The sequence below is a fragment of the Pseudomonas sp. Irchel s3h14 genome, assembly GCF_900187425.1.
In the GTDB taxonomy this organism is placed as follows: domain Bacteria; phylum Pseudomonadota; class Gammaproteobacteria; order Pseudomonadales; family Pseudomonadaceae; genus Aquipseudomonas.
Genome location: NZ_FYDJ01000021.1, coordinates 60310 through 85311, shown reverse-complemented (window position 1 = coordinate 85311; position 25002 = coordinate 60310). Strand labels below are relative to the sequence as shown.

Annotated in this window: 24 protein-coding genes; 7 read left to right on the top strand and 17 right to left on the bottom strand. The window is 59.7% G+C overall.

Going from position 1 to position 25002, the window contains the following annotated elements; genetic code table 11:
- The first annotated feature begins 203 nt into the window (after positions 1 to 203).
- Positions 204 to 1868 carry an electron transfer flavoprotein-ubiquinone oxidoreductase gene (locus CKW16_RS26825; protein ID WP_095132102.1) on the top strand — a complete coding sequence of 555 codons (1665 nt, stop codon included), beginning with the start codon at positions 204 to 206 and terminating at the stop codon, positions 1866 to 1868.
- A 181-nt stretch (positions 1869 to 2049) separates the two neighbouring features.
- Here the strand turns inward: CKW16_RS26825 and CKW16_RS26820 are convergent, their stop codons facing one another.
- A complete protein-coding gene (locus tag CKW16_RS26820) occupies positions 2050 to 2940 on the bottom strand; it encodes an AraC family transcriptional regulator (protein ID WP_095132100.1) in 891 nt (296 codons plus the stop codon).
- Positions 2941 to 3132: 192 nt separating this feature from the next.
- On the opposite strand from CKW16_RS26820, the gene CKW16_RS26815 reads away from it, so the two are divergent.
- The gene (locus tag CKW16_RS26815) at positions 3133 to 4185 is read left to right on the top strand and encodes an NAD(P)-dependent alcohol dehydrogenase (protein ID WP_095132097.1); all 1053 of its coding nucleotides are present in this window, start codon (positions 3133 to 3135) and stop codon (positions 4183 to 4185) included.
- Here the strand turns inward: CKW16_RS26815 and CKW16_RS26810 are convergent, their stop codons facing one another.
- From CKW16_RS26810 to CKW16_RS26785, 6 genes are all read right to left on the bottom strand, one after another.
- On the bottom strand, positions 4186 to 4989 hold the full coding sequence (locus tag CKW16_RS26810; protein ID WP_095132095.1) for an IclR family transcriptional regulator: 804 nt from the start codon (positions 4987 to 4989) through the stop codon (positions 4186 to 4188).
- Between the two features lie 60 nt (positions 4990 to 5049).
- Positions 5050 to 6360 (bottom strand): MFS transporter, encoded by a 1311-nt coding sequence (locus tag CKW16_RS26805; RefSeq protein WP_056745425.1) that lies wholly within the window; start codon positions 6358 to 6360, stop codon positions 5050 to 5052.
- Between the two features lie 199 nt (positions 6361 to 6559).
- Complete coding sequence (gene dgoD, locus CKW16_RS26800) at positions 6560 to 7708, bottom strand: galactonate dehydratase (RefSeq protein ID WP_008152275.1); 1149 nt, start codon at positions 7706 to 7708, stop codon at positions 6560 to 6562.
- Between the two features lie 63 nt (positions 7709 to 7771).
- On the bottom strand, positions 7772 to 8392 hold the full coding sequence (locus CKW16_RS26795; protein ID WP_095132093.1) for a 2-dehydro-3-deoxy-6-phosphogalactonate aldolase: 621 nt from the start codon (positions 8390 to 8392) through the stop codon (positions 7772 to 7774).
- A 19-nt stretch (positions 8393 to 8411) separates the two neighbouring features.
- Positions 8412 to 9404 carry a 2-dehydro-3-deoxygalactonokinase gene (locus tag CKW16_RS26790; protein WP_095132091.1) on the bottom strand — a complete coding sequence of 331 codons (993 nt, stop codon included), beginning with the start codon at positions 9402 to 9404 and terminating at the stop codon, positions 8412 to 8414.
- A 192-nt stretch (positions 9405 to 9596) separates the two neighbouring features.
- A complete protein-coding gene (locus tag CKW16_RS26785; RefSeq protein ID WP_095132089.1) occupies positions 9597 to 10076 on the bottom strand; it encodes a GNAT family N-acetyltransferase in 480 nt (159 codons plus the stop codon).
- Between the two features lie 128 nt (positions 10077 to 10204).
- On the opposite strand from CKW16_RS26785, the gene CKW16_RS26780 reads away from it, so the two are divergent.
- From CKW16_RS26780 to CKW16_RS26765, 4 genes are all read left to right on the top strand, one after another.
- Positions 10205 to 10858 (top strand): HD domain-containing protein, encoded by a 654-nt coding sequence (locus CKW16_RS26780; protein WP_095132087.1) that lies wholly within the window; start codon positions 10205 to 10207, stop codon positions 10856 to 10858.
- Between the two features lie 112 nt (positions 10859 to 10970).
- Positions 10971 to 12176, top strand: a complete 1206-nt coding sequence (locus tag CKW16_RS26775) for an MFS transporter (RefSeq protein WP_095132085.1) — start codon at positions 10971 to 10973, stop codon at positions 12174 to 12176.
- Positions 12177 to 12279: 103 nt separating this feature from the next.
- Positions 12280 to 12534 (top strand): hypothetical protein, encoded by a 255-nt coding sequence (locus CKW16_RS26770; RefSeq protein ID WP_095132083.1) that lies wholly within the window; start codon positions 12280 to 12282, stop codon positions 12532 to 12534.
- Positions 12535 to 12607: 73 nt separating this feature from the next.
- Entirely contained in the window at positions 12608 to 12988 is a 381-nt protein-coding gene (locus CKW16_RS26765; RefSeq protein ID WP_095132081.1) for a Rho termination factor N-terminal domain-containing protein, read from the top strand.
- A 130-nt stretch (positions 12989 to 13118) separates the two neighbouring features.
- Here the strand turns inward: CKW16_RS26765 and CKW16_RS26760 are convergent, their stop codons facing one another.
- From CKW16_RS26760 to CKW16_RS26715, 10 genes are all read right to left on the bottom strand, one after another.
- A complete protein-coding gene (locus CKW16_RS26760) occupies positions 13119 to 14048 on the bottom strand; it encodes a PfkB family carbohydrate kinase (protein WP_095132079.1) in 930 nt (309 codons plus the stop codon).
- A complete protein-coding gene (locus tag CKW16_RS26755) occupies positions 14041 to 15507 on the bottom strand; it encodes a cytosine permease (RefSeq protein WP_095132078.1) in 1467 nt (488 codons plus the stop codon). The genes CKW16_RS26760 and CKW16_RS26755 overlap by 8 nt, the downstream gene beginning before the upstream one ends.
- Positions 15508 to 15720: 213 nt before the next feature.
- Positions 15721 to 16719: an ADP-ribosylglycohydrolase family protein gene (locus CKW16_RS26750; protein ID WP_095132077.1), complete on the bottom strand. Its 999-nt coding sequence runs from the start codon at positions 16717 to 16719 to the stop codon at positions 15721 to 15723.
- Complete coding sequence (locus CKW16_RS26745) at positions 16716 to 17429, bottom strand: GntR family transcriptional regulator (RefSeq protein WP_008152295.1); 714 nt, start codon at positions 17427 to 17429, stop codon at positions 16716 to 16718. The genes CKW16_RS26750 and CKW16_RS26745 overlap by 4 nt, the downstream gene beginning before the upstream one ends.
- A gap of 129 nt (positions 17430 to 17558) precedes the next feature.
- Positions 17559 to 18527, bottom strand: a complete 969-nt coding sequence (araH, locus tag CKW16_RS26740; protein ID WP_033056977.1) for an L-arabinose ABC transporter permease AraH — start codon at positions 18525 to 18527, stop codon at positions 17559 to 17561.
- A gap of 9 nt (positions 18528 to 18536) precedes the next feature.
- A complete protein-coding gene (gene araG, locus CKW16_RS26735; RefSeq protein ID WP_095132076.1) occupies positions 18537 to 20081 on the bottom strand; it encodes an L-arabinose ABC transporter ATP-binding protein AraG in 1545 nt (514 codons plus the stop codon).
- Between the two features lie 65 nt (positions 20082 to 20146).
- Positions 20147 to 21151, bottom strand: coding sequence for a substrate-binding domain-containing protein (locus CKW16_RS26730; protein ID WP_095132075.1), 1005 nt, complete (start codon positions 21149 to 21151; stop codon positions 20147 to 20149).
- Positions 21152 to 21273: 122 nt separating this feature from the next.
- Positions 21274 to 22092 carry an SDR family oxidoreductase gene (locus tag CKW16_RS26725; RefSeq protein ID WP_095132073.1) on the bottom strand — a complete coding sequence of 273 codons (819 nt, stop codon included), beginning with the start codon at positions 22090 to 22092 and terminating at the stop codon, positions 21274 to 21276.
- 198 nt (positions 22093 to 22290) lie between these two features.
- On the bottom strand, positions 22291 to 23166 hold the full coding sequence (locus CKW16_RS26720) for an SMP-30/gluconolactonase/LRE family protein (protein ID WP_095132071.1): 876 nt from the start codon (positions 23164 to 23166) through the stop codon (positions 22291 to 22293).
- A 25-nt stretch (positions 23167 to 23191) separates the two neighbouring features.
- Entirely contained in the window at positions 23192 to 23908 is a 717-nt protein-coding gene (locus tag CKW16_RS26715; RefSeq protein ID WP_046049087.1) for a FadR/GntR family transcriptional regulator, read from the bottom strand.
- Positions 23909 to 24099: 191 nt separating this feature from the next.
- Here CKW16_RS26715 and CKW16_RS26710 point away from each other — a divergent pair, with 191 nt between their 5' ends.
- Positions 24100 to 24972, top strand: coding sequence for a triacylglycerol lipase (locus CKW16_RS26710; RefSeq protein WP_095132069.1), 873 nt, complete (start codon positions 24100 to 24102; stop codon positions 24970 to 24972).
- The last annotated feature ends 30 nt before the right edge of the window (positions 24973 to 25002 follow it).

Sequence of the window (25002 nt, the reverse complement as noted above, 5' to 3'; positions counted from 1 at the left end):
GTGACTTTGATTTCTCTGGCTTTGAGCCGATTCAAACAAACGTTTGTATTGGACGCTAGGAGTGGTGTAGATATAATGCGCCACCTTAGAGAGAAAGGTGGTTCATCGATTGTCCTCTTCCTGCATTGCGCAGGAATTCATGGATGCGACACCAAACCTCCAATTAGAAAAAAAACTGTTGAGCCTTGAGTAGGAGATAACCTGTGGAACGCGAATACATGGAATTCGACGTGGTCATCGTCGGTGCCGGCCCCGCTGGTCTTTCCGCCGCCTGCCGATTGAAGCAGAAGGCCGCCGAAGCCGGTAAGGAAATCAGCGTCTGCGTGGTCGAAAAAGGCTCCGAAGTCGGTGCTCACATCCTGTCCGGTGCCGTGTTCGAACCACGCGCCCTGAACGAATTGTTCCCTGACTGGAAAGAACTCGGCGCCCCGCTGAATACGCCAGTCACCCGCGATGACATCTTCGTTCTCAAGAACGCCGACAGCGCGCAAAAGATTCCCGACCTCTTTGTGCCCAAGACCATGCACAACGAAGGCAACTACATCATCTCCCTGGGCAACCTGTGCCGCTGGCTGGCTCAGCAGGCCGAAAACCTGGGCGTGGAAATCTACCCAGGCTTCGCCGCTCAGGAAGCGCTGTTCGACGAGAACGGCGTGGTTCGCGGGATTATCACTGGCGATCTGGGCGTTGACCGCGAAGGCAATCCGAAAGAAGGCCTGTACACCCCAGGCATGGAACTGCGTGGCAAGTACACGCTGTTCGCCGAAGGTTGCCGTGGTCACATCGGCAAGCAACTGATCAAGCGCTTCAACCTCGACACCGATGCCGACGCCCAGCACTACGGCATCGGCCTGAAAGAAATCTGGGAAATCGACCCGGCCAAGCATCAACCAGGCCTGGTGGTCCACACCGCCGGCTGGCCGCTGGACATCATGGGCACCGAGAACACCGGCGGCTCGTTCCTCTATCACCTGGAAAACAACCAGGTCGTAGTCGGTCTGATCGTCGATCTTTCCTACAGCAACACCTACCTGTCGCCATTCGACGAGTTCCAGCGCCTCAAGCATCACCCGGTGCTCAAGCAGCACCTGGAAGGCGGCAAGCGCATCAGCTACGGCGCTCGCGCCATCAGCAAAGGCGGCCTGAATTCGCTGCCGAAAATGGTCTTCAAGGGCGGCGCGCTGATCGGTTGCGACCTCGGCACCCTGAACTTCGCCAAGATCAAAGGCAGCCACACCGCGATGAAGTCCGGCATGCTCGCCGCTGAATCCGTGGCCGAAGCGCTGTTCGCTGAAAAGGACGGCACCGAAGAGCTGACCACTTACGTCGACGCGTTCAAGAAGAGCTGGCTCTACGACGAACTGTTCGCCAGCCGCAACTTCGGCCCGGCGATCCACAAGTTCGGCGCCATCGTCGGCGGCGGTTTCAACTGGCTCGACCAGAACATCTTCGGCGGCAAACTGCCGTTCACCTTGCACGACACCAAGCCGGATTACGCTTGCCTCAAGCTTGCGGCCGACTGCAAGAAGATCGACTACCCGAAACCGGACGGCAAGATCAGCTTCGACAAACTCAGCTCGGTGTTCATCTCGGGTACCAACCACGAAGAAGAGCAGCCTTGCCACTTGAAGCTGGCCGACGCGAGCATTCCGATCGCCAAGAACCTGCCGATGTACGATGAGCCTGCCCAGCGTTACTGCCCGGCCGGCGTGTACGAAGTGGTGACCATGGAAGACGGCGAGAAGCGCTTCCAGATCAACGCCCAGAACTGCGTTCACTGCAAGACCTGCGACATCAAGGACCCTGCACAGAACATCACCTGGGTGGCGCCGGAAGGCTCTGGCGGCCCGACTTACCCGAACATGTAAGTCGAACGACTGAACATCAAGGCTCCCGAACGGGGGCCTTTTTGTTGCCCGCCATTTATTCAACACCGCCAATTGTAGGAGCCGAGCTTGCTCGCGATAGCGGCGTGTCAGACGACCGTAATGTTGGATGACACACCGCTATCGCGAGCAAGCTCGGCTCCTACAGGGGATCAGCGGCGCATCAGGCAGCGCGTTCGTCACCGGGATTACGCTCGAAGTAGCGCTTGTACTCGCGACTGAACTGCGACGTGCTTTGATACCCGACCCGATGCGCCACCTGCGCCACGCCCAACCCCTCGCCCAGCAGTAACTGCTGGGCCCTGAGCAAACGCAAGCGCTTCAAGTACTGCACTGGCGACAACAACGTGCTTCGTTTGAAATGCTCATGAAAGGTCGACGCACTCATGTTTGCGCAACTGGCCAGGGTCTCTACGTTCAGCGGTTCGGTGTAATGCGCATGCAGATGGCTGAGCGACGCCGCGATCCGGGCGAATTGCCCCTGTTGCTCAACCAACGCACGCAACACATCGGCTTGCGGCCCGCGCAAGGCGACGAACAACAACTCGCGCAATCGCGCCTGCCCCATAACCTGGCATTCCAACGGATCGTGCAGGCAACGCAGCAGCCGTTCAACACAACCACGCATCCCATCGTCGAGCACCGCCGAGGTCATGGACTCTGGCGTTTGCGCCGCAATACTACGCCCCGGTGCCAGCCCCATGGCCAAGACCAACTCACCGAGCAACACCCGGTCAATGGCGATGGAAACGCCCAGCATCGGGCCATCGGGGGCTGAAAACGTCTCGCATTCGAACGGCACCGGCAATGCCTGAATCAAATAATGCCCGGCGCCGTACTCCAGCGTACGCGGCCCCAGATACGCCAGTTTGCTGCCCTGGGCGATGATGACCAGACTTGGCTCGTAAATCTGCGGACCGCGAGCCACATCACAACTGGCCCGCAAAACCTGCACGCCCGGCAACGCCGTGGGCGCGAAACCATCGCGATTAGTCAAAGGCTGGATCAGCGAAACCAGCGTGGCATTGGCATCGAGATGACGGGTCAACAACATGAGGAGCTCTTCACAGAAAAAGTCGCGAAAATCGGGATGGAAGCATCATCGCAGGTCTGATGGCCAATGCGACCCATTGAAGGCTGATGCCGGAGGATTAGGCATGACACCCGGAGGAATCGCCATGGCCGGTGGCCGGTGCGGCGCCCAGAATGCGCCACCTCACCCGTCACAGCTTTTGCGAGGTTCATCATGTACACCGCCATCGGATACGCCGCCCAGTCAGCCACCACTCCCCTCGCCCCCGTGAAATTCGAACGCAGAAGCCCTCGGCCCGACGACGTCGCGATCGATATTCTCTACTGCGGCGTCTGCCATTCCGACATCCATCAGGCACGCAACGAGTGGGGCATTGCCGTTTACCCACTGATGCCCGGCCACGAGATCGTAGGCAAAGTTACCGCGATTGGTGCGAACGTCACCCAGCACAAAGTCGGCGATCTGGTTGGCGTCGGCTGCATGGTTGATTCCTGCCGCAGCTGCGAAGCCTGCCAATCGAACCTCGAGCAATACTGCCTCGAAGGTCCGACCATGACCTACGCCACCCCGGACCGCGTCGATGGCAGCAACACCATGGGCGGTTATTCCGACAGCATCGTGGTCAGCGAACACTTCGTGGTGCGCATCCCGGAAAAACTCGACCCGGCCAGCGCCGCGCCGATTCTCTGTGCCGGTATCACCACCTACTCGCCGCTCAAGCACTACGGCGTGAAGGCAGGCGACAAGGTCGGGATTCTCGGCATGGGCGGCCTCGGCCACATGGGCATCAAGTTCGCCAAGGCAATGGGCGCTGAAGTCACGCTATTCACCCGCTCGGCGAGCAAGGCTGAAGAAGGTCGTCGCCAGGGTGCGGACCACGTGATCGTGTCCACCGATGCTGATCAGATGAAGGCGGCTGCGGGCCAATTCGACTTCCTGCTGGACACCATTCCGGTACAGCACGACCTCAATCCCTACCTCGATACGCTGCGTTTCGACGGCGTGCACATTCTTGTGGGTTTGATCGAACCAGTCGATCCACCGGTCCACGCCGCCAAACTGGTATTGGGCCGTCGTGTGCTGGCCGGCTCGCTGATCGGTGGCATCGCCGAAACCCAGGAGGTGCTGGATTTCTGCGCCGAGCACAACATCACCTGCGACATCGAAATGCTCGACATTCGCCAGATCAACGAGGCTTACGCCCGCATGATCGCGGGTGACGTGAAGTACCGCTTCGTCATCGATATGGCGACGCTGAAAGTCTAATCAGACCTTAGCGCCAAGCTCCGCCGACAGCCGGGCTGTGACCCCTTTGATCAGGGGAATCAGCTCGGTCATTTTCTCCAGCGGCATGTACGGCACGGTGCTGGCGATGCTGATGCCGGCAACGATGCGCTTGCTGGCATCGCGGATCGGCGCTGCGACGCAGCGGATCGACGGTTCGTTGTCTTCCAGATCGAACGCATAACCGCCCGCCACGTACTCGACCATGCGCTGCTGAAACTGCTCCCAGGACTGCTCCGGGTGTTGCGGCCAGAACTGATTTTTCCCACCTGCCGGCAAGCTGACTTCGTACAGCCGCTGCCATTCTTCCTGCGTGTCATCGAGCATCAACGCCTTGCCGATCCCGGTACGCGCCAACGGCATGCGATGGCCGACCCGTGAACGCATTTCCGGGCCATTGCGTCCCGGATTCTTGTGCAGGTACAGCACCTCGTCGCCTTCACGAATCGCCAGGTGAATGGTGTCGCCGGTCAGCGCCGACAACTCATCCAGATACGGTCCGGCAAGAGTCACCAGCGGCAGCTCTTCGCGTGCCTGGAAACCCAGTTCGATCAGCTTCGGCCCCAACAGATAACCGACTTGCGGCACCACGCGCAGGTAACGCTCGTCCACCAGGCAACTGGCCAGACGATGGGTGGTGCTGCGCGTGGTGCCGATCAGCCGGGCGATTTCCTTGAGATCGCGGGCACCACTGGCCACCGCCTGAACCACACCCAAGCCACGAAGCAGTGTCTGGGTGCCGGTCGGTGCGGCGTCCTTGGCGATTTTTGGGGCGTCTTCCTGCATATCCAGCCTTTACCGTTGAGCGAGTGAACGGGCGGCATTATGGTCGCCCGCATGCCGCAACTACAACTTGATACGCTCGACTTTGCCGACCAGCAAGATGTAGGAAAGCGCGCCAATCAACGCCAGAACCGAGATATAGGTGATCGCGGGAGCGAACGAATCACCAGTGGCGAGGAAACCGATGACGATCGGCGTGGTAATCGCCGACAGGTTGCCGATGAAGTTGAACACTCCGCCGGTCAGCCCGAGCAAGCGCGCCGGGGCCAACGTTGAAACCAGCGACCAAGTGATCGAGGCCAGACCGTTACCGAAGAACGCCAACGCGAGGAAGGCAATCACCAGCGGAGTCGACTCGACGAAGTTGGCGCCGATAATCGAGGTGGAAATCAGCAGGCCGCCAATGATCGGCAACTTGCGGGCGAAACCCACGGTGTAACCGCGGCGAATCAGCCAGTCGGAAAAGAACCCCGAACAGAGCACTCCGACGAAGGCGGCGAGAAACGGCAGCGACGCCAACAGGCCGGACTTGATGAAGTCCATGCCGCGATATTTCACCAGGTAGGTCGGGAACCACGTCAGAAAAAACCACAACGTCGAGTTGAGGCAGAACTGGCCGAGGTAGATGCCCCACAACTTGCGTTTGGTCAGCACGATGCCGAGATCGATCCAGCTGAATTTGGCTTTGACTTTGGCTTGTTCAGCCTGGATATCCACCAGCCCGCCACCTTCGCGGATCAGGTCGATTTCGGCGTCATTGGCGCCTTTGAAATCCCGCGGCTCGCGATACACCGCGTACCAGATCACAGCCCAGAGAATGCCCACCGCACCGGTGCTGACAAACACCATGTGCCAGCCATATTGATGCTGCAGCCAGGCCAATACCGGCGTCAGGAACGCCAGACCGACGAACTGCCCGGACGTGTAGAAACCGATGGCTGTGGCGCGTTCACGCTCGGGGAACCAGGTCGTGACCACACGGCTGTTGATCGGATACGCCGGGGCTTCCAGTGCACCGACTGCCATGCGCAATACGAACAGTGCGATGAAGCTGGCGGCGAAGCCGAGCATCACCGTGGCGATCGACCACAGCAGCAATGCGACGCTATAAAGAATCCTCGGCGGAACCCGATCCACCAGCCAGCCGCCGGGGATTTGCATGGCGGCGTAGGTCCAGCCGAATGCCGAGAAAATCAGCCCGACGTGGATTGGATCGATGCCCAGTTCGCTGGTGAGTGCCGGGGCGGCGATGGACAGGTTGCTGCGGTCCAGGTAGTTGATCACAACGGTGATGAACAGCAGCACCATGATGAAAAAACGCTTGCGACTGGGCGTCACCAACGACGCCTGCCCGGTGAGGGTTTGCGGTTGCATGGGGAATGCCTCTTCTTATGTTTATTGAGGTCGATGTGAAATCGGGGGGTTGCCGTAAATCTTCCTGTCCATGGAGATCTAGTGTGGGAGCGGGCTTGCTCGCGAAGGCGGCGGCACAGGCAACATCTTCGCTAACAGATAGACCGCTTTCGCGAGCAAGCCCGCTCCCACAGGGGATGTGCGGTGGATTAGAAATCGCTCACCACTCAGCAAAACTGCCATCGGCATGGCGCCAGATCGGGTTGCGCCAGCGGTGGCCGACGGCCGCGCGTTCGATCACGTACTCCTCGTTGATCTCGATCCCCAGGCCCGGGCCGTTGGGGATTTTCACGAAGCCTTTGTCGTAGTCGAACACCCGCGGATCCTTGACGTAATCCAGCAGGTCATTGCTCTCGTTGTAGTGGATGCCCAGGCTCTGCTCCTGGATGAACGCGTTGTAGCAAACCGCGTCCAGTTGCAGACACGCCGCCAGTGCAATCGGGCCCAACGGGCAGTGCAGCGCCAACGCCACGTCGTAGGCTTCGGCCATGTTGGCGATCTTGCGGGTTTCGGTAATGCCGCCGGCGTGAGACGCGTCCGGCTGGATGATGTCGACGTAACCTTCGCTGAGCACACGCTTGAAATCCCAGCGCGAGAACAGCCGCTCACCGAGGGCAATCGGGGTGCTGGTCAGCGGCGCCAATTCTTTCAGCGCTTCGTAGTTTTCGCTGAGCACCGGCTCTTCGATGAACATCAGTTTGTACGGGTCGAGTTCCTTCATCAGCACCTTGGCCATGGGCTTGTGCACCCGGCCATGGAAGTCGACGCCGATGCCGACGTTCGGCCCCACCGCATCGCGCACGGCGGCGACGTTAGCCAGGGCCAGGTCGACTTTCTCGAAGGAATCGAGGAACTGCAGCTCTTCGGTGCCGTTCATTTTCACCGCAGTGAAACCACGCTCGACGGCTTCCTTTGCAGCGCGAGCGGTGTCCGCCGGCCGGTCGCCGCCGATCCACGAATAGACGCGAATCTTGTCCCGCACCTGCCCACCGAGCAGGTCGCTGACCGACACACCCAAAGCCTTGCCCTTGATGTCCCACAACGCCTGATCGATACCGGCCAGGGCGCTCATGTGGATCGCGCCGCCCCGGTAGAAGCCGCCGCGGTAGAGTACGGTCCAGATGTCTTCAATGTTGCGTGGGTCTTTGCCGATCAGGTAGTCGGACAATTCTTCAACAGCGGCAGCGACAGTGTGAGCGCGGCCCTCGACCACGGGTTCGCCCCAGCCCGTCACGCCCTCGTCGGTTTCGACCTTGAGGAAGCACCAGCGCGGCGGAACGATGAAGGTGGTCAGCTTAGTGATTTTCATCTCGTACTCTCTTTTTGTAGGTGCAGCTCTTATTAGATGCAGCGCTCACAGCGCCAAAAAGTCTTAACGCAGAGCGTTCCATGCAGCGACATATGCCTTGGCGTTTACGGCCACTTCCTCAGGAGTCATGCCCGGTTTGAACAACCCGGAACCGAGGCCGAAACCTTTGACGCCCGCGTCGATAAACACCTGCATGTTGTCCGGCGTGATCCCGCCGACCGGCGCCAGAATCGTTCCCGCAGGCAGCACCGCGAGCCAGGCTTTGACGACTGCCGGGCCCATCTGCTCGGCCGGGAACATCTTCAGCACGTCCGCCCCTTCGGCCAATGCCGCAAAGGCTTCAGTCGGCGTCGCCACACCCGGCGACAGGAACAACCCCGCCGCTTTTGCTGCGCGCAACACCTTGGCATCGCTGTGCGGCATGACGATCACCTGACCGCCCGCCGCTTTCACTTGCTCGACCTGCTCCGGCGTCAACACCGTGCCGGCACCGATCAGGCAATCGGCGGGCAAGGTACTGCGCAGGATGCGGATACTTTCGTACGGCTCAGGGGAATTAAGCGGCACTTCGATGACGCGAAATCCGGCGGCATAAAGGACTTCGCCGATGGCTGCCGCTTCTTGCGGGCGCAGGCCACGCAAAATCGCGATCAGACCGTTTTGCGCCAATGCTTGCTTGAGCATGTCAGACCTCCAGTCAGGTTTAACGGGATGGGTTGGGTGTGATCAGTCCGGCGGCAACTGCCAACTGCCACAAGCCGCGCTCGGTGGCCTGTTCGGCCAGGGTCACCCGGGCAAAACCGCAGGCATCGAGCGCCCGGCTGTAGCGGGCACAGAGTTGGGAATTACCGATGAGGATGATCGAAGGCAGATGAACGCTGTTGCGTCGGCGCCGCTGAACACTCGCCAACGCTGACAGTTCATGGCCGATCAACAGACCGGACAAGTAATCCGGTTGGGCGGTGGCGCTGAGTTCGCCAGTCAACCCGAGGCTGCGGGCACTGAACAATGTCGACAATGGCCCGATCTCGCCATCCGCCGACAGCGCCACCTGCACACCACGATCAAAGGCGTGGCCATCGAAGGACGCACCCTTTTGCTGAGTGCGCCCCAGAATGCTGTGCTCGCTGAGTACGGCGAAGACTTCGCCGGTCATGAAGGTATCGAAATGCACGATGCAACCGTCGGCCACTTCCACCCACTTCGAATGGCTGCCCGGCAGACCGATCAACAGATCACCACCCGCCTCGGCCGGTAGATTCTGCAGGACACCGAGCACCTGGGTTTCTTCGCCACGCATCACGTTTGGCAAACGAGAACGCTGAATCACGCCCGGTACGATGTGCACATCAACACCGCGAAGACTGCGAACCGTTTGTAGGGAGATTCCGAGATTGGCGACGTTCGCCGGCGTATCGCGGTAAGCCGCTTCACGCCAGCCTTGTGCGCTGCCGACCATGCCGCACGCAATCACCGGCAAATCGGGCTGCGCGTCGAGCCAGTCACCGCAGGCCTCATCGAAGGCCAGTTCAAAACCGTCGGTACATTCCTGACCCGCGATCATGCGCGGCGTCTTGGGCAACTGCATGATCCCCGACGTCAGCGAACGCTGTTCGAGCACCTGGCCACCTGCGGCGAGTTTGTAAGCACGTAATGAGGTTGTCCCCCAATCGAGCGCGATCAATTGCGCCAGCATCGCTTCACCTGTTTTGTTTATTGGCAGTGAGTGAGCTGGACTATAAACCCGGACGCATCAAAATCTCAATATATAAATATCAATCCCATATATTGAGATACAATCAAAAAAAGATCGCAGCCTTCGGCAGCTCCTACGGATAGGTGTAGGAGCTGCCGAAGGCTGCGATCTTTAATAGACGCCGGTTGCGATCTAGCCCTCGGCAAACTCCCGCAACACCGCCCCATCCATCCGATACCGCACCCACTCTTCCTGCGGCTGCGCACCCAACGACTTGTAGAACTCGATCGCCGGTTTGTTCCAGTCCAGCACGCTCCACTCAAAGCGACCGCAATCATTGGCGCAGGCGATTTTCGCCAGGTGACGCAGCAAGGTTTTACCGGCGCCGCCGCCACGCTGATCAGGGGTGATGTAGAGGTCTTCGAGGTACAGGCAGTTGCTGCCCAGCCACGTGGAATAGCTGAAGAAGAACACCGCGAAACCGATCGGCTGGCCGTCGCGCAGGCAGATCAGGCCGTGGGCGGTGGCACCTTCGCTGAACAGGCTGCGCTCGATGTCGGCGACGCTGGCGATGACTTCGTGGCGGGCACGTTCGTAGTCGGCCAGTTCGGTGATGAACCCGAGGATTTGCGGTGCATCGCTCGGGGTCGCCGGGCGGATCTCGATCGTCATGGACGTGCCTTCGTCAAAAGTTGAAAACGCCATACTAAGGCGGCGCGCAGCGCTCGTCACACTGGAAATTCAAAGCTGATCCATGGAGCATGTCGCTGCAAAAGACGTTTTTACTTAACAGGATGTTTATGAACACTGATGCTTTCGCGCCACTGCAACTCCTCGCTGCGCAACTGCTGCCCCACGCGCTGGAACCCTCAGAGGACGGCGCGCACGATCTGTCGCACTTGCAGCGGGTGTGGCACAACGTGCGTACGCTTCACGCTGAAGAAGGTGGCGATCTTGAGGTGCTGCTGGCGTCAGTGCTGTTGCACGATTGCGTGGCGGTAGAGAAGAACTCGCCGCTGCGTTCTCAGGCGTCGCGGTTGGCCGCCGAGAAGGCATCGATCATGTTGGCGGACATGGCTTGGCCTGGCGCAAAAATCAGCGCGGTTGCCCATGCCATCGAAGCGCACAGTTTTTCCGCCAATATCGTGCCGACCACGCTCGAAGCGAAAATCATGCAGGACGCCGACCGTCTCGACTCCCTTGGCATGCTCGGCGTGGCGCGCACCTTTTACATCGCCGGACGTATGGGTAGCGCTTTGTACGACCCGCAAGATCCTGAGGCGAAGGCACGAGAATACGATGACAAACGTTTTTGCCTCGACCATTTCCAGACCAAACTTCTGCACCTGGCGGACGGATTCAAAACGACCACAGGCCAGCGTCTGGCACAGACTCGCCACGAACGGTTGAAGAGCTTCATGGAGCTGTTCAAGGAAGAAGTAGGCATCTGCTGAAGGCTTTACTCCGGCCAGCGCTAACCCTGAAATCGATAACCACATACCTGACATCGACGCCTTGCGTGATAGATAGATGACGCTCTCTTCTATCGGGTCAAGGAACCGCGTCATGCCTAGCGCAACACCCCAAGTCTCCAGCAGATTGTTTGGCCTGTTTTGCCTGGCCAGCTATCTGCTGTCGCTGTCCTATGGCTCGACCTTTTTGCTGTCGCTGTTGATCGGTTCCCGCGGCGGCAACGAGCACGATGCCGGCAGTGTGATTTCGGCGGCGATGCTCAGTACGTTTGCAGCGGTGATCGTCTCCGGGCACTTGTCCGATTTGCTCGGCGCGGCGCGCTCGATTGCGCTGTTCGGCATTCTGCTGGTGGTCGCCAGCCTGGGCTTCGCCTTGGCGCCAGGGTTCGGCAATCTGCTGTTGTTTTTCGGGCTATTGCTGGGGCTGGGTTGGGGCGTGTTCTATACCCTCGGCCCGATCATTGTGGCGAGTCTGGTAACGCCCGCCCAACGCGCGAAATACTTTGCGCTGCTGTCGGGCAGCATGATGACCGGGATCGGCAGCGGTCCCTTGTTAGGTCGCGCTGCCAGTGCCCTCGGCCATCCGATCACCGCGGCGTTTTACCTTGCGGCGGCCGCCAGCCTGATTGGCGTGTTGCTGTTCTGGCGATTGGATTCGCATCTGAAAAAAGCGCCCGCTCATTCGGCATCGGTGTCACGAATTTCCTGGCGTGCAGCGGCGCAAGTGCTGTCGTCCAGAGCGGTGTTTCCGATCATCATGGTCGGCCTTGGCGGTTGCGTTTTCGGCGGTCTGTCGAGTTTTCAAACCAGCTACGCCGCCGCGCGTTCACTCGACTATTCATTGTTCTTCCTCGGCTTCATGAGCGCAGCGATCAGCAGCCGCATGCTGATTGCCGGTTTCGTGGTCAAGCGCGACCCGTTCCGGGCGTCCTGCCTGTTGTCGGGTTTGATGATGGGCTCGATCCTGATGTTCGGGTTTGTCGTCGACAACGGGTTCAGCTACGTGCTGGCGGCGGTGATGCTCGGGGTCGGTTACGGGCTGACCTATTCGGTGATCAACGGCCTGGCGGCCAACGAGGCACCGCACGGCACCACCGCGCAATCCTTGCTGCTGTTCAGCCTGTCCTACTTTATCGGCGTGTTCGGCTTCCCGTTGCTGGCCGGGAAAATCATCGTGGAACAGGGGATGGGGACGTTGTTGCTCACGGTATTGGCGGTTGCTGTACTGAACTGGCTGATCAGCGTCGGCCGGCTGGTCTGGCGCCGAGCCGTTACCAGTAAAACGTTGCAGCAAGCCTAGACCGTTCGTCGTTCATCAGGCACCAATCCCAATCGGGGGCGGACCAACCTCTAGTAAAGGACTCTAATTAAATGGACCTATCCACATCCATGAAGAGGTAACCATGAACGTCGATAAAAACCTTGAGAAAGAAGTCCTGACCCGTCTGCTGCACGCCCATCCAATGGGTTTGGGCAAAGAGGTCCTGGACAATTACCGGGGGGAGAGAGTCGTGGCCAGCACCCTCGCCACGCTGCAGGATCGTGGATTGATCCAGCATGGTCATGTGATCTGCAACGAGGCCGGTGAGCACTCGTTGAACTTGCCGATCAAACTCAGTGCCGCAGGGGTTGAGGCGGCGCGCAAGCTCGACGTTTAACAAGACGAATCAGGTCGCAGTCGTACGCGACTGCGACCGTTTGAGAGACTCTACAAGCAGCAGGAGTAATCCCATGCCTCGTGGAAGCAAAGACAAATACACCGCCGAGCAGAAACGCAAGGCCGAGCACATCGAAGAGAGCTACGAGCACAAGGGTGTCTCGAAAGAGGAAGCAGAAGCCCGGGCCTGGGCGACTGTGAACAAGCAGTCGGGTGGCGGTGAACGCAAGGGTGGTTCGGGACGCAAGAAACCGGCGAGTGCCAAGGCCGAAGATCGCAAGGAATCGGCTCGACGCGCGGTGGCCAGCCGCGAAGGTCATTCGCGAAACAGCAAGGCTTCGCGCGAAACCCAGACCGTCGACAGCTTGATGAAAGAAGCCCGGGCGAAGAAGATTCCGGGACGGTCGAGCATGCGCAAGCAAGAGTTGATCGAGGCGTTGCGCAAGGTTGGGTAAGGTCAGGATTTGTGTTGAATTGGATACCGCCTTCGCGAGCAAGTCGAATCGTCGCACCGCCGCTCCCACACTGGATCTGAGTCGTACACAAAACCAATGTGGGAGCGGGCTTGCTCGCGAAGGCGATAGATCAGGCGCCAACGGTCTTGCCGATTAACCCATCCACCTCAGCAGTCCCCGGCGAAGTCGCCGGCCCCCATCGAGTCACCGCCAACGCAGCCGCCGCATTAGCCCGCCGCGCCGCCTCACTCGCCAACAATCCTTGCGCCAACCCGGCCACAAATACCCCGGCATGCGCATCCCCCGCGCCATTGCTGTCCACCGCCTCAACCTTGAAACCCGGCACATGCTGGCGGTCTCCACGCTGGCTGATCCAGCACCCTTGCGGGCCGTCACGAACCACCATCAACACGTCGGCCGGCAGATGATCGGCCAACCGGTTCAACGCCTCGGCAATGTCCGACGCACCGGTAAACTTCAGCGCCTCGACACTGTTGCTGGTCCATAGATCGATGCGCGCCAGCAAGGCTTGCATCAACGGCTCATCCGGCGAATCCACCAGCGGGCCCGGATCGAAAACCACGTTGATTCCTCGCGGTAAACCCAGCACCCAATCCACCAGCGCCTGGGCTTTGCCGCCATGCAGCAGGCTGTAGCCGCTGACGTAGACATAGTCACCCGCCTCGACCGGCACGCTGGCCAAATCCTCGGCAGTCAGCTCACCTTCGGCACCGATATAGGAAATGAAACTGCGCTCGGCCGAGGCTTCGGTTACCGCGACGCACAATCCCGTATCCCGTTCGGCGCTGCTCTCGATACCAATCCGGATACCTTCAGCCTTCATCGCCTCACGGGCAAGATCACCGAAACGCCCTGTGCCGTGGCGCCCGAGGTAAACCACCGGCAAACCATTGCGCTGGGCGGCAGCCATCACATTGAAGCCGCCACCCGCCTCGAAACTGGCGGATTGCGCCAGCACGTCGCCGCCCGAATGCGGCAGTTTATCCACGGCCATGACCAGGTCGATCATGACCTGGCCGGTGTGCAGCAATCTAGGCATGAGCGTTCTCAGTCATCGCGGCACGACGATCCTTGGCGCCACCGAGTACAAAATAAATCCCGCCAGCCACCAGGAACGTCACGATCCAGCCGAGGCCGTTATGGCCCAGCCAGGAGTCGGACAGGAAGCCGCGGAACCACACGGTTTGTTCGGTCGTGCCGATGGTGGTGAAGCTGAAGCCCAGCACGATCGCCATCGCCCACGCACCAAAGGCGCGCCACTCGATACCGCCGTTGTACCAGTAAGCGCTGCTCGGGCTGACGTCCAGCAGGTCTTTGGGGCTGTAGTAATGACGGTGAATCAAGTCGACGACAAAGATCCCGACCCACGCGGTGATCGGCACCGCCAACAGCGAAATGAAGGTAATGAACGGACCGTAGAAACTGTCGGCGATCAACATGAAATAAATCGAACCGGCGAAGATCGCGACGATGTCCACCACCACCGCGTAGACGCGCTTGACCTTCAAACCGAGGGTCAGCGTGGTCAAACCGGCGGAGTACACCGACAGGTTGTTCGACAGCAGCAGCCCGCCGAACGCGGTGATCAGGTACGGCACGGCCATCCAGGTCGGCAGCATGTCGCGGATCGCGATGATCGGGTCGGTGGCCGAAGCCAGGTCATTGTTGCCCACCGACAGCAGACCGCCGAGGGTGATCAGCAGCACCAGCGGAATCCCCGCACCAAACGCTGCCGACGCCACCAGGCGCACGGCTTTGACGCTGCGGTGCTGGTAGCGCGACATGTCGGCACCGGCGTTGGCCCAACCGATCCCGGTGCCGGCAGCCATGGTGCCGACGCCGATGATCATCGCGCTCAGCGGTGCCGGCGCAGCATTGAACACCGCGCTCCAGTCGATGGTGGCGCAGAGGAAACCGCCGACCAGAATGTTCAGCGCACCGAACACGTAGGTTGCCCACTTCTGGATCACCAGCAAGGTGGCGTGACCGAGGCCCGACACCGACAGGGTCAGCAGTACGAAAATCGCAATGAAGATCAACGTCAGCACGGGTGCGCTTTTGGCTTCCACCGGCGAGCCAAACAGGATCGAGCACAGCGACAGCAACACGAACGCGGCGGTGGTGGTGTTGACGGTTTCCCAGCCCAGGCGCGACATCAGCGAGACCAGGGTCGGACCGATGTTGCCGCGTACACCGAAGATCGCTCGCGACAACGTCAGACTCGGTGCGCGACCACGGCGACCGGCAATGGAGATGATCCCGACCACCGCGAAGGAACCAGCGGCGCCGAGGATCGCTACGATGATTGCCTGCCAGATCGCCAAGCCGCGAAAGGCTACAAGGGTTGCGCCCAGCGGCAGGCCGAGGATGGAGATGTTGGCAGCAAACCAGACCCAGAACAGTTGCAGCGGATGACCGTTGCACTCCGCTTCCGGCACGGGCTCGATGCCACGGGTTTCCAGTTGCCCGGCGCTTTGCCCGGTGTTTGTTGAACTCATGTGAAATGCTCCTGTTGCCTTTGTTGTGGTTGTCGGCAATTGCGGAAGTCGACATAACATCCCGGCGGTCCTGGCCGTATTCGTGCTTTCCGTTGCGGGTGAAAATTCAAGTAGGCGGTGCGTCCTTCGCGAGCAAGCCCGCTCCCACACTGGATCTGTGAACGACATAGATTCCCTGTGGGAGCGGGCTTGCTCGCGAAGGCGTCAGCCCGGTCAGCGCAAAGCCAACAGCCCCTGCACCAACGGTTCCAGCTCCAGATCGTTAACGGTTTTGACCTTGTCGATCATCGCCGCCGGCCAACTCTCAAGGCCCAGACAGGCCCCAAGCATGGCGCCGAGAATCGCCGCGATGGTGTCGGTGTCGCCGCCAAGGCTCGCGGCCATGCACAGCGCTTCGAACGCGTTCATTTCACCAATGGCCACTTGCTGGGCCAAGGCAAATGAGACCACCACCGATTCCTGTGAAGCCACCGATGTGCCGATCACGTCGTACATCAAATCCGCCAGCAACGCCTTGTCGCTGTCGACACTGATGGTTCGCGCCCAACTGATGCGTGAGGCGATGCGTCCGCCAGCCACCCAATAACCGTGGCTTTCAGCTTGTTGAGCGATTTGCTGGCCGAGGTTCAACGCTTCGCCCAGGTCCATGCCGTTGATACCGGCCGAGACCACCGCCGCCACCGCCGCCGCGCTGGAAATGCCCAGCGTGGTGTTGTGAGTGACCTGGCAAGCCTGCACGACAGCGTTGATGAAACGCTCAGGGTTGGCGACATCCGCCGCAATCCCGACCGGCGTGATGCGCATCGCTGCGCCATTGGTGGTGCCGTAGCGCCCCGCTTCTTCCGGCGAGTGGCCGGCGAGAATCATTTCGATGGCACGTTTGGTCGAAGGGCCGAGCAAGTCTTGCGAGCCCTTGGCCTGCATCGCGGCTTCCCATTCGATCAGGCGTTGAGCGAGCAGCGACGGTTCGATCCGGCCCTCGCCTTCAACCAGCAATTGGCCGACCAGAATCGCCTGTTCGGTGTCATCGGTGATCGAGCCTTTGAGCATGTTGGCGGCGATCGGTTGATCGGGGCCTGCGTCTTCCAGGTCAGTGATTTTGCCGAAGCGCACCTTGATCTCGGCACGGCTCAGGGATTGGGTCGGCATGCCCAGCGCATCGCCCAAGGCCAGTCCGTAGAACGCGCCAAGGGCACGGTTGAGCGCGGTCACTTTGACTCTCCAAACTGCAGGTGCAGGCGAAAATGCACCGGATCGAGCAAGCTTTCGACCTGCTCCATGAAGCGGTTTTGCCGGTCGTAGGTGGTGCGCAAGGCCTTGAGGAACACCGTGCCTTCCGGACGGCCGAGCAGCTCGGCGTCTTCGGCGTTCAAAGGTTCGGCGCCGATCCATTGATCTCCGCGTTCGCCGATGTAGCCGTAGGCGGCCAGGGTGATGGTCAGGGAGTTGTCGATAAGGCCGACCCGCGGCAGGCTTTCCAGGCCTCCGGTGGCGGGCATCAATGAGCGTTCAAGGGAGACCAGCTTGCCTTCGTTGGAACGGCGGCGACGGTCGAGGGTGATGAATTGGTCGGTGCCGAAACGCGGCAACAGGTCAGGACGGGTGACCGCCTCCAGCCGCAGCACTTCGGTATTGATCAGCGCCCCGCTGTCGGCCAGGGCTTGAGCCCAGCCGCTGCGTTGATCGAGCACCACGCCGTCGAAGGTGACGATGGAGCCTACCCCGCTTTGGGTCGCGATGTAGTTGCGCCGTTTCAACTCGGCCAGGGCTTCACGCAGCGTTCCTCGGCTGACTTTGAATTCTTGAGCCAATTGATGCTCGCCCGGCAACAGAAAGCCGTCCTCCATGAGGCCACTTTCGATGCGCCGGATGAGTTCGTCGACCACCCGTTGTTTCTTGTCAAATCGTACCTGTCTAATCATGTACAAAGAGATAACCGAAACGGGGTTGGGCGGGCAAGGGATATTTAGGGGAAGTGACGGAAGGAGGACCGCTATGCGGTCAATGATCGTTCCCACGCTCTGCGTGGGAACGATCAGTTAGCGGGGGAGTTAGCGTTGTTTGAGTCGGTCGATGACGACGGCCAGCAGCAAAATCGAACCGCGAATCACATACTGGTAAAACGTATCGATGTTCTTCAGGTTCATCGCATTCTCGATGATCGCCAGAATCAACACCCCGGCAATCACATGCCGAATCATGCCGATCCCGCCGCTCAACGACACCCCGCCCAACACACAGGCAGAAATCACCGTCAGCTCAAAACCCTGGCCAATCATCGGCTGTCCGGACGTCATGCGCGACGCCAGAATCACCCCGGCCAACGCCCCGATCAACCCGTGCACGGCAAAGATAATGATCTTGGTCCGGTCAACGTTCACCCCGGCCAGCAGCGCCGCCTCCTGGTTACCGCCAATGGCCATGGTGTTGCGCCCGTAGGTGGTGTAATTCAGCAACCAGCCGAAAAACAGGAAGCAAACGATGGTGATCAGGATCGGCACCGGCACACCCAACAACTGGCCGTTACCGAAAACGAAGAACTGCTCTTGCGACACGCCCACCGCTTTGCCGTTGGCGAAGATGTAAGCCAAGCCACGAACGATCTGCATGGTCGCCAGCGTGGTAATCAACGCATTGACCCGCAGCTTGGCGATCACGATGCCGTTGATCAACCCGACGATCAGCCCCATGAACAGCGCCGCCACCACACCGAGAAACACGCTGTCGGTGTCGCGCATCACCACCGCGGCGACCACGCCGGCGCAGGCAATCACCGAGCCCACCGACAAATCGAAATGCCCGGATGCCAGGCAATACAACATGGTGCAAGCGGCAATCCCCGTCGTCGAAATCGCCAGGCCCAGGCCGCGCATGTTCAATGGCGAAAGAAAGTTATCGATCAGCAAGGTGCAAAGCACGAAGATCCCGACGGCCGCCAGCAGCATCACCCAGTCATCGAGAAAGCGCCGCAGGTCCAGAGGTTTGCGCTGGGTGGGCAAAGCGTTGTTTTGGATTGTCATAGTCACCTCTCAGTTCGCCACGCCGTCAGCGCGTTGGCGCGGCAAAGCCAGTTGCAGCAGGTTGGATTCATTGGCCTCTGCGCGAGACAACTCGCCGCGCATCGCACCTTCGCAGAGCACCAGGATGCGGTCGGAAATACCCATCACTTCCATCAGGTCGCTGGAGACCACGATCACCGCAATGCCGCTGGCGGCCAGGTTGTGAATGATCTGGTAGATCTCGGCTTTGGCACCGATGTCGATGCCGCGAGTCGGTTCGTCGAGCAGCAGGACTTTCATCGGCATCGACAGCCACCGACCGAGAATGGCCTTCTGCTGATTGCCGCCGGACAGGTACATGATTTTCTGCGCCGCGTTGGGCGTCTTCACTTTCAGCGCTTTGATCTGCTTGTCGGCGTTGTCCTTCTCCCACAGGCCACGCAACAGGCAGCCGAAGGTGGAATGGGCGCCGCGGGCGCTGATGTTGATGTTCTCGGCCACGCTGGCGAGCGGCAGGATGCCCTCTTTCTTGCGGTCCTCGGGGCACAGCAGAATCCCGGCAGCAATCGCATCGCGGGGTGAACGCAACTTCAGTTCATGACCGCGTAATTCCAGGCGTCCGGCGGTGTTGCGCTCAAGCCCGCTGAGCATGCGGAACAGCTCCGTGCGACCGGCGCCGACCAAACCGAACAGCCCGAGAATCTCGCCTTTGTGCACCTCGAAACTCACCGGCTCACGCAAACCCGGCCCCAGCAAACCGTCGACCTTGAGCGCCACCGCGCCACGCTGACGGTGGCGGTAATCGTAGATGTCCTGAATATCGCGACCGACCATGCAGGTCACCAACTGATCATGAGTCAGCTCGCTCATATCCTCGAAAGTGCGCACAAAGCGACCGTCCTTGAACACCGTCACCGCGTTGCAAATGCGGAACACTTCTTCCATGCGGTGGGAGACGTAAAGCACCACTTTGCCTTCGTCCCGCAGGCGACCGATGATCGCCATCAAACGATCAATCTCCCGCGCCGAGAGGCTGCTGGTCGGTTCGTCAAACGCGATCACATGCGCGCCACGGGACAAGGCCTTGGCGATTTCCACCAGTTGCCGCTGACCGAGGGACAGGCGCCCTACTTTCTCTTGCGGATCGATTTCATCGGCCAGGCCTTTGAGGCAGGCCAATGCCTGTTGCCGCAACGCGCCACGATTGATCAGGCCGAAACTGGCCGGCAGATGTCCGAGGAACAGGTTCTCTGCCACGGTCATTTCCGGGACCAGGTGCAGCTCCTGATGGATCACTGCGACGCCACTGCCGATGCTGTCGGCGGTGGACTTGAAGACCCTCTTCTGCTCGCCGATCTGCAGGTCGCCGCTGCTCGGGGTGTAAGCCCCGCCGAGGATTTTCAGCAGGGTCGATTTGCCGGCGCCGTTCTCGCCCATCAAGGCGTGAACCTGCCCCGGATGGGCGACGAAGCTGATGCCATCCAGTGCCTTCACCCCGGGAAAGGTCTTGCCGATCCCGTTGAAGCGCAAGCTGCCGCCGGCAGTGTGTTGTTGTGTTTTTGATTGCGCGTGCATAACCCACCTCTTCACACAGATCAGGCAGCCCCGTCGCCAGGGCCACCGATGAAATCAACCGTGCCTCAGTTCCAGAGGCCGATCTTTTCCAGTTCCTGCTTGAAGTTCTCGCGAGTGATCAGCGTCACGTCGTCCATCGCGGTGTACTTCGGCGGTTCTTTGCCGGTGGTGACCCACTCGTACATCATGCTGGCGGTGTTGTAGCCCTCGATGTGCGGGCTCGGCAGCATCGAGCCGAAGAAACCGCTGTTGGCCTTCTTCAATTCGCCGATGGCATCGGTGCCGTTGATGCCGACGCCGATCACATTGGCCGCGGCAAAACCGGCGCTCTCGGTGGCGCGCACGCCGCCCAGCACGGTGTTGTCGTTCATGCCGCCGATGATCAGGTTTTTCGCCGCGCTCGGCAGTTTCACCAGCGCCGAGTTGGTGGCGTCCATGCTGCCCGGTACGTCGAGGGTTTTCAGTGCCGAGAACAGGATGTGGTCTTTCGGCATGCCGGCGTCTTCCAGCGCTTTCACCGAACCGTCGGTGCGTTTCTTGCCAGTGTCGAGTTCGTTGAAGGTGTTGATCACCGCGTAGGTGTCTTTCCAGTCCCAGCCACGTTTCTTCGCTTCGGTGGCCATGGCGCTGCCCTGCTTCTGGCCGACTTCGAACGCGGCCATGCCGAGGTACGGAACGTCTTCCATGAACTTGCCGCTGGCATCAACGAAGCGGTCATCGACGGCGATGACTTTCAATCCGTTGAGCTTGGCCTTGGCCATGATCGCCGGGCCGAGGGACACGTCTGGCGGACAGATCACGAAGCCCTTGGCACCGTTGGCGGCGAGGCTGTCGATGGCCGAGAGGGTTTTCTCGCCGTCCGGCACGGCGATCTTAATGACCGTGAAGCCCTTCTCTTTCCCGGCCTTTTCGGCAAATGCCCATTCAGTCTGGAACCAGGGCTCTTCCGCCTGCTTGACCAGAAAACCGATTTTCACTTCCTCGGCCGCCAGCAACGAACTGCTCAGGCTGACCGCGGTGACCGCCAAAGCGGCACAGCACAGGGAACGGATCCCACGATGACGATTCATAAGCTGACTCCTTGTTATTTTTTTTGAGCGTTATTTGAAAGCCAATCAAACTGTGCAGCTAATAGTCATATCGTATGATGATTGGATTTCAGACGTAGTTCTGCGCCTGAAATCCGATTGACTCAGTCGTGGTACATGACCGAGCGACCGCCATCGATGGTGATGCATGAGGCATTGATGAACGGCGCTTCATCGCTGGCCAGGAAAACAGCGGTCATGGCGACTTCGATTGGCTGGCCGATGCGACGTGGCGGATGCAGATCGAAAGCGCGCTGACGTTCGGCATGCGGGTCGGCAAAACCGTTCCAGTAATCAACGTTCAGCTGGGTTTCGATGTAACCCGGCGCGATAGCGTTAACGCGAATGCCCTTCGGCGCGTACTCGATGCCCAAAGCGCGGGTCAGTCCGAGCAGGCCATGTTTGGCCACCGGGTACGGGAAGCAGCCGGGAATGATATGAGTGGAATGGGTCGAGGCGATGTTGATAATGCTGCCGATGCCCTGCTCGATCATCTGCGGCAGCACCGCTTTGCAGCCATACCAGGCACCGTCCAGGTCGATAGCGAAGCAGCGACGCCAGTCTTCCTCGGTCATTTCCAGCGGATCGCGGAACACGTTGACCCCGGCGCAGTTGACCAGCACATCGATCCGACCGTGCAGATCGATCGCCAGTCTGGCCATGGCGTGCAGGTCTTGCTGGTTGGAAACGTCAGCCTTGATTGCCTGAACGTCGAAGCCTTTGTCCCGCCAGTACGCCGCGACTTTTTCGACTTTCTCTCCCTGGATATCGCTGATGATCAGCTTGGCCTGCTGGGAAGCGAAGGTCGCGACAATCGCCTCGCCAATACCCTGAGCAGCACCGGTCAGCAGCACGACCTTGTTTTTCAGGCGCTCACCCTTCGGCGGTTCGGGCACCGGTGGCAAGGAAAGAGGTTCAGCCATGGATCAAGACTCCTTTTCGAAGGCACGACAAAAACCGGGCATCTGTCGATGTCCGGTCAAAAGGCTTTTTGGAAAATAGCTGCATCACTTCACCTGTTTTGTTTTTTTAAGTGTGAGTGCGTGTAACTGATGGAGCCGACTATAAACCCGACCGCCAAATAATCTCAATATATAATTTTACATCCCATATTTTGGGATTTATCCGGCAAACCGAGTACAGGTTTTTCCGGGCACATCGACTCGAATCGACAGCAACGCGCCGTCCAACGGATGGTTGAGCGGGCTCGCGGCGCTGGTGATGTACAGGGTTTTCAGGTCTTCACCGCCGAATACGCAACTGGTGGGGCGGCTGATTGGCAGTTCGATCACGCGATCAACCTGCCCGTCCGGGGTCAGTCTGAGCAGACAACTACCGTCCCAGCGGGCGTTCCAGAGGTAACCTTCGGCATCCATCGCCGAGCCATCAGGGCCGCCGCGTTCATGCGGTCCGAACCAGACCCGGGCCGGGTCGAGGTTGCCGTCGGTGCGGATGAAGTATTGGTAGAGCGTGTTGTCGAGGCTGTCGGCGAAATACACGGTGGTTGCGTCTTCGCTCCACAGCAACGTGTTGGGGATGCCCAACACGCGAAGCAACGGCGTGACCCGAGCATCGCGATCGATGCGAAACAGGCCACCGGAACGCCGCACAATGGGCACCTCTTCGCCCTGTTCGCCGATGTTGTTCTGCATGGTGCCGAGCCAGAGCCGGCCTTGAGCATCGCAGCGGGCTTCATTGGCGCGATTGCCGGGTTGTGGATCGGCGACGCAGAGCAAAGTCAGTCGAGGCTCCAGGCCGGGGGAATCCAGATCGAGTCGATACACGCCGCTGTTCAACGTCACCAGCGCATCGCCGCTTTCGCAGGGGATGAAGGCAGACACATGCTCGGGCATTTGCCAGATCTGCACGTTGGCACCAATCAGCCGTAGCGCCTGTTGACCGGCGATATCAACCCAGTACAGCGCCTGGGTCGGTGCGTCCCAGAACGGGCCTTCACCCAGTCGTGCCCGGTGTTCGGTAACCGCAGTCCACGTCATGAAACCTCCTGCTTTCTTATTGTTGTCAGCTGGCCTTTTTGTCGGCCATGACTTGCGGGTAGAAGCGCTTGATGGCCAGGTCGGCGTTATCGATCAGGGTCATGCAGGCCCAGACACCCCGCGCGGCATCCCGGGCGGCGATGGCCTCGGCCATGTCTTTGTGAATCGGTAGCGTGCGGCGCAATTCGTCCGGGTCGGCGGCGGACACCTCGAACGACACCGCCAGCAGCGCGCCGAGGGCCGGGACCATTTGTTCGATAAATTGATTGTGGCTGGCAGCGAGGATGCACTCGTGGAAGAACTGGTCGGCGCGGTTGTAATCGACGCCGCTGTCCACTGCCCGCTCCAATGCGTTGTAGGCCTGGAGGATGGCGTGAACCTGCTCGACGGTAGCGCGCTCACAAGCCCAGCGTACGGCCATGGGTTCGATGGTGCGGCGCAGGTCGAGCAAGTCGTCGACGAAGTTTTCCGGCAAGCCGCTGCGTGACAGCCAGCCTACGACTTGCGGATCGAAGAGGTTCCAGCGGCGCACCGGCAACACCCGCGTGCCGACCTTCGGCCCGACTTCGAGCATGCCCTTGGCGACCAGGGTTTTGATGGCTTCGCGGATAACGGTGCGGCTGACACCGAGCTGCTCGCCCAGGTCGGCTTCGACCTTGAGCGTCTCACCCGGTTTGACCTGCCCCGTGGCGATCCAGCAACCCAGCCAATCGACCGTCGACGCATGAAAACTGCTGGACATGGACACCTCGATACAGGGACGGCACAAAGCCGTTCGCGATGGGTGTCCACGCTAATCATCATATGATTTGGTGTCAATTTGATATTTCTGTCTGACGGCAGATGGGGCGATTTGAACGAACCCGCTTTGTGACCTACGGTTAGCCGCGACAGATCAAGCGCAACTAAAGTCCGCTATCGACAGGTATAAGCATGAACATGGATGCGTCTACGCAATACCCGATTGTTTTGGTCCACGGTCTTTTTGGCTTCGACAAAATTGCCGGTTATCCCTACTTCTTCGAGATCAAGGAAGCCTTGGAACATGCTGGGGCCAAGGTGTTTGCCGTTAACATTCCAGCCGTTAACGGAAACGAGGAGCGCGGTAAAAAACTGCTCGAACACGTCAACCGTATTTTGCAGGAGACGGGGGCCGCCAAGGTCAATCTGATCGGCCACAGCCAAGGTCCATTGGCTGCTCGTTACGTAGCGGCGTTACACCCGGAAAAGGTCGCGTCAGTCACTTCTGTCAGCTGTCCCAATCATGGCTCCGAGATTGCCGACCAATTGCATAAGGCGCTGACGCCGGGTGAGTTGCCCGAAGTGCTCGTACTCGCCCTGTTCAAAGCAGTCGGCACCTTCATTTCGTTGATCAGCGACCATCCGGAAAACCCTCAGGACCCTCAAGCGGCTTTCGAATCCCTGACCAGCGCAGGTTTGGCAGCCTTCAACAAGAAGTACCCGCAAGGGCTACCGGAACATTGGGGTGGGGAAGGCAACGAAATTGAAAACGGCGTGTACTACTACTCCTGGAGCGGGATCCTGCAAAACTTTCAAAGCCTGCAACCTCTCGATCCGTCCCACTTGAACTGTATTGTGCTGTCGAAGTTGTTTTATAAAGAGAAACACGCCAACGATGGGCTGGTCGGACAGTACAGCTCGCACCTGGGCAAAGTCATTCGTTCGGATTACCCGATGGACCATTTCGACGCAGTCAATCAAATGGCCGGGATCACGAGTTGGAACGTAAGCCCGGTCCACCTCTATCTTGAACATGCTGCTCGGCTAAAGGACAAAGGTTTGTAGGCAAAAAAAAATGGCCCTCTTGAATAGCGG

Excerpts from the sequence above, each read along its gene's own strand:
- CKW16_RS26820 (WP_095132100.1), bottom strand. The coding sequence starts at position 2,940 with ATGTTGTTGACCCGTCATCTCGATGCCAATGCCACGCTGGTTTCGCTG.
- CKW16_RS26815 (WP_095132097.1), top strand. The coding sequence starts at position 3,133 with ATGTACACCGCCATCGGATACGCCGCCCAGTCAGCCACCACTCCCCTC.
- CKW16_RS26810 (WP_095132095.1), bottom strand. The coding sequence starts at position 4,989 with ATGCAGGAAGACGCCCCAAAAATCGCCAAGGACGCCGCACCGACCGGC.
- CKW16_RS26805 (WP_056745425.1), bottom strand. The coding sequence starts at position 6,360 with ATGCAACCGCAAACCCTCACCGGGCAGGCGTCGTTGGTGACGCCCAGT.
- dgoD (WP_008152275.1), bottom strand. The coding sequence starts at position 7,708 with ATGAAAATCACTAAGCTGACCACCTTCATCGTTCCGCCGCGCTGGTGC.
- CKW16_RS26795 (WP_095132093.1), bottom strand. The coding sequence starts at position 8,392 with ATGCTCAAGCAAGCATTGGCGCAAAACGGTCTGATCGCGATTTTGCGT.
- CKW16_RS26790 (WP_095132091.1), bottom strand. The coding sequence starts at position 9,404 with ATGCTGGCGCAATTGATCGCGCTCGATTGGGGGACAACCTCATTACGT.
- CKW16_RS26785 (WP_095132089.1), bottom strand. The coding sequence starts at position 10,076 with ATGACGATCGAGATCCGCCCGGCGACCCCGAGCGATGCACCGCAAATC.
- CKW16_RS26780 (WP_095132087.1), top strand. The coding sequence starts at position 10,205 with ATGAACACTGATGCTTTCGCGCCACTGCAACTCCTCGCTGCGCAACTG.
- CKW16_RS26775 (WP_095132085.1), top strand. The coding sequence starts at position 10,971 with ATGCCTAGCGCAACACCCCAAGTCTCCAGCAGATTGTTTGGCCTGTTT.
- CKW16_RS26770 (WP_095132083.1), top strand. The coding sequence starts at position 12,280 with ATGAACGTCGATAAAAACCTTGAGAAAGAAGTCCTGACCCGTCTGCTG.
- CKW16_RS26765 (WP_095132081.1), top strand. The coding sequence starts at position 12,608 with ATGCCTCGTGGAAGCAAAGACAAATACACCGCCGAGCAGAAACGCAAG.
- CKW16_RS26760 (WP_095132079.1), bottom strand. The coding sequence starts at position 14,048 with ATGCCTAGATTGCTGCACACCGGCCAGGTCATGATCGACCTGGTCATG.
- CKW16_RS26755 (WP_095132078.1), bottom strand. The coding sequence starts at position 15,507 with ATGAGTTCAACAAACACCGGGCAAAGCGCCGGGCAACTGGAAACCCGT.
- CKW16_RS26745 (WP_008152295.1), bottom strand. The coding sequence starts at position 17,429 with ATGATTAGACAGGTACGATTTGACAAGAAACAACGGGTGGTCGACGAA.
- araH (WP_033056977.1), bottom strand. The coding sequence starts at position 18,527 with ATGACAATCCAAAACAACGCTTTGCCCACCCAGCGCAAACCTCTGGAC.
- araG (WP_095132076.1), bottom strand. The coding sequence starts at position 20,081 with ATGCACGCGCAATCAAAAACACAACAACACACTGCCGGCGGCAGCTTG.
- CKW16_RS26730 (WP_095132075.1), bottom strand. The coding sequence starts at position 21,151 with ATGAATCGTCATCGTGGGATCCGTTCCCTGTGCTGTGCCGCTTTGGCG.
- CKW16_RS26725 (WP_095132073.1), bottom strand. The coding sequence starts at position 22,092 with ATGGCTGAACCTCTTTCCTTGCCACCGGTGCCCGAACCGCCGAAGGGT.
- CKW16_RS26720 (WP_095132071.1), bottom strand. The coding sequence starts at position 23,166 with ATGACGTGGACTGCGGTTACCGAACACCGGGCACGACTGGGTGAAGGC.
- CKW16_RS26715 (WP_046049087.1), bottom strand. The coding sequence starts at position 23,908 with ATGTCCAGCAGTTTTCATGCGTCGACGGTCGATTGGCTGGGTTGCTGG.
- CKW16_RS26710 (WP_095132069.1), top strand. The coding sequence starts at position 24,100 with ATGAACATGGATGCGTCTACGCAATACCCGATTGTTTTGGTCCACGGT.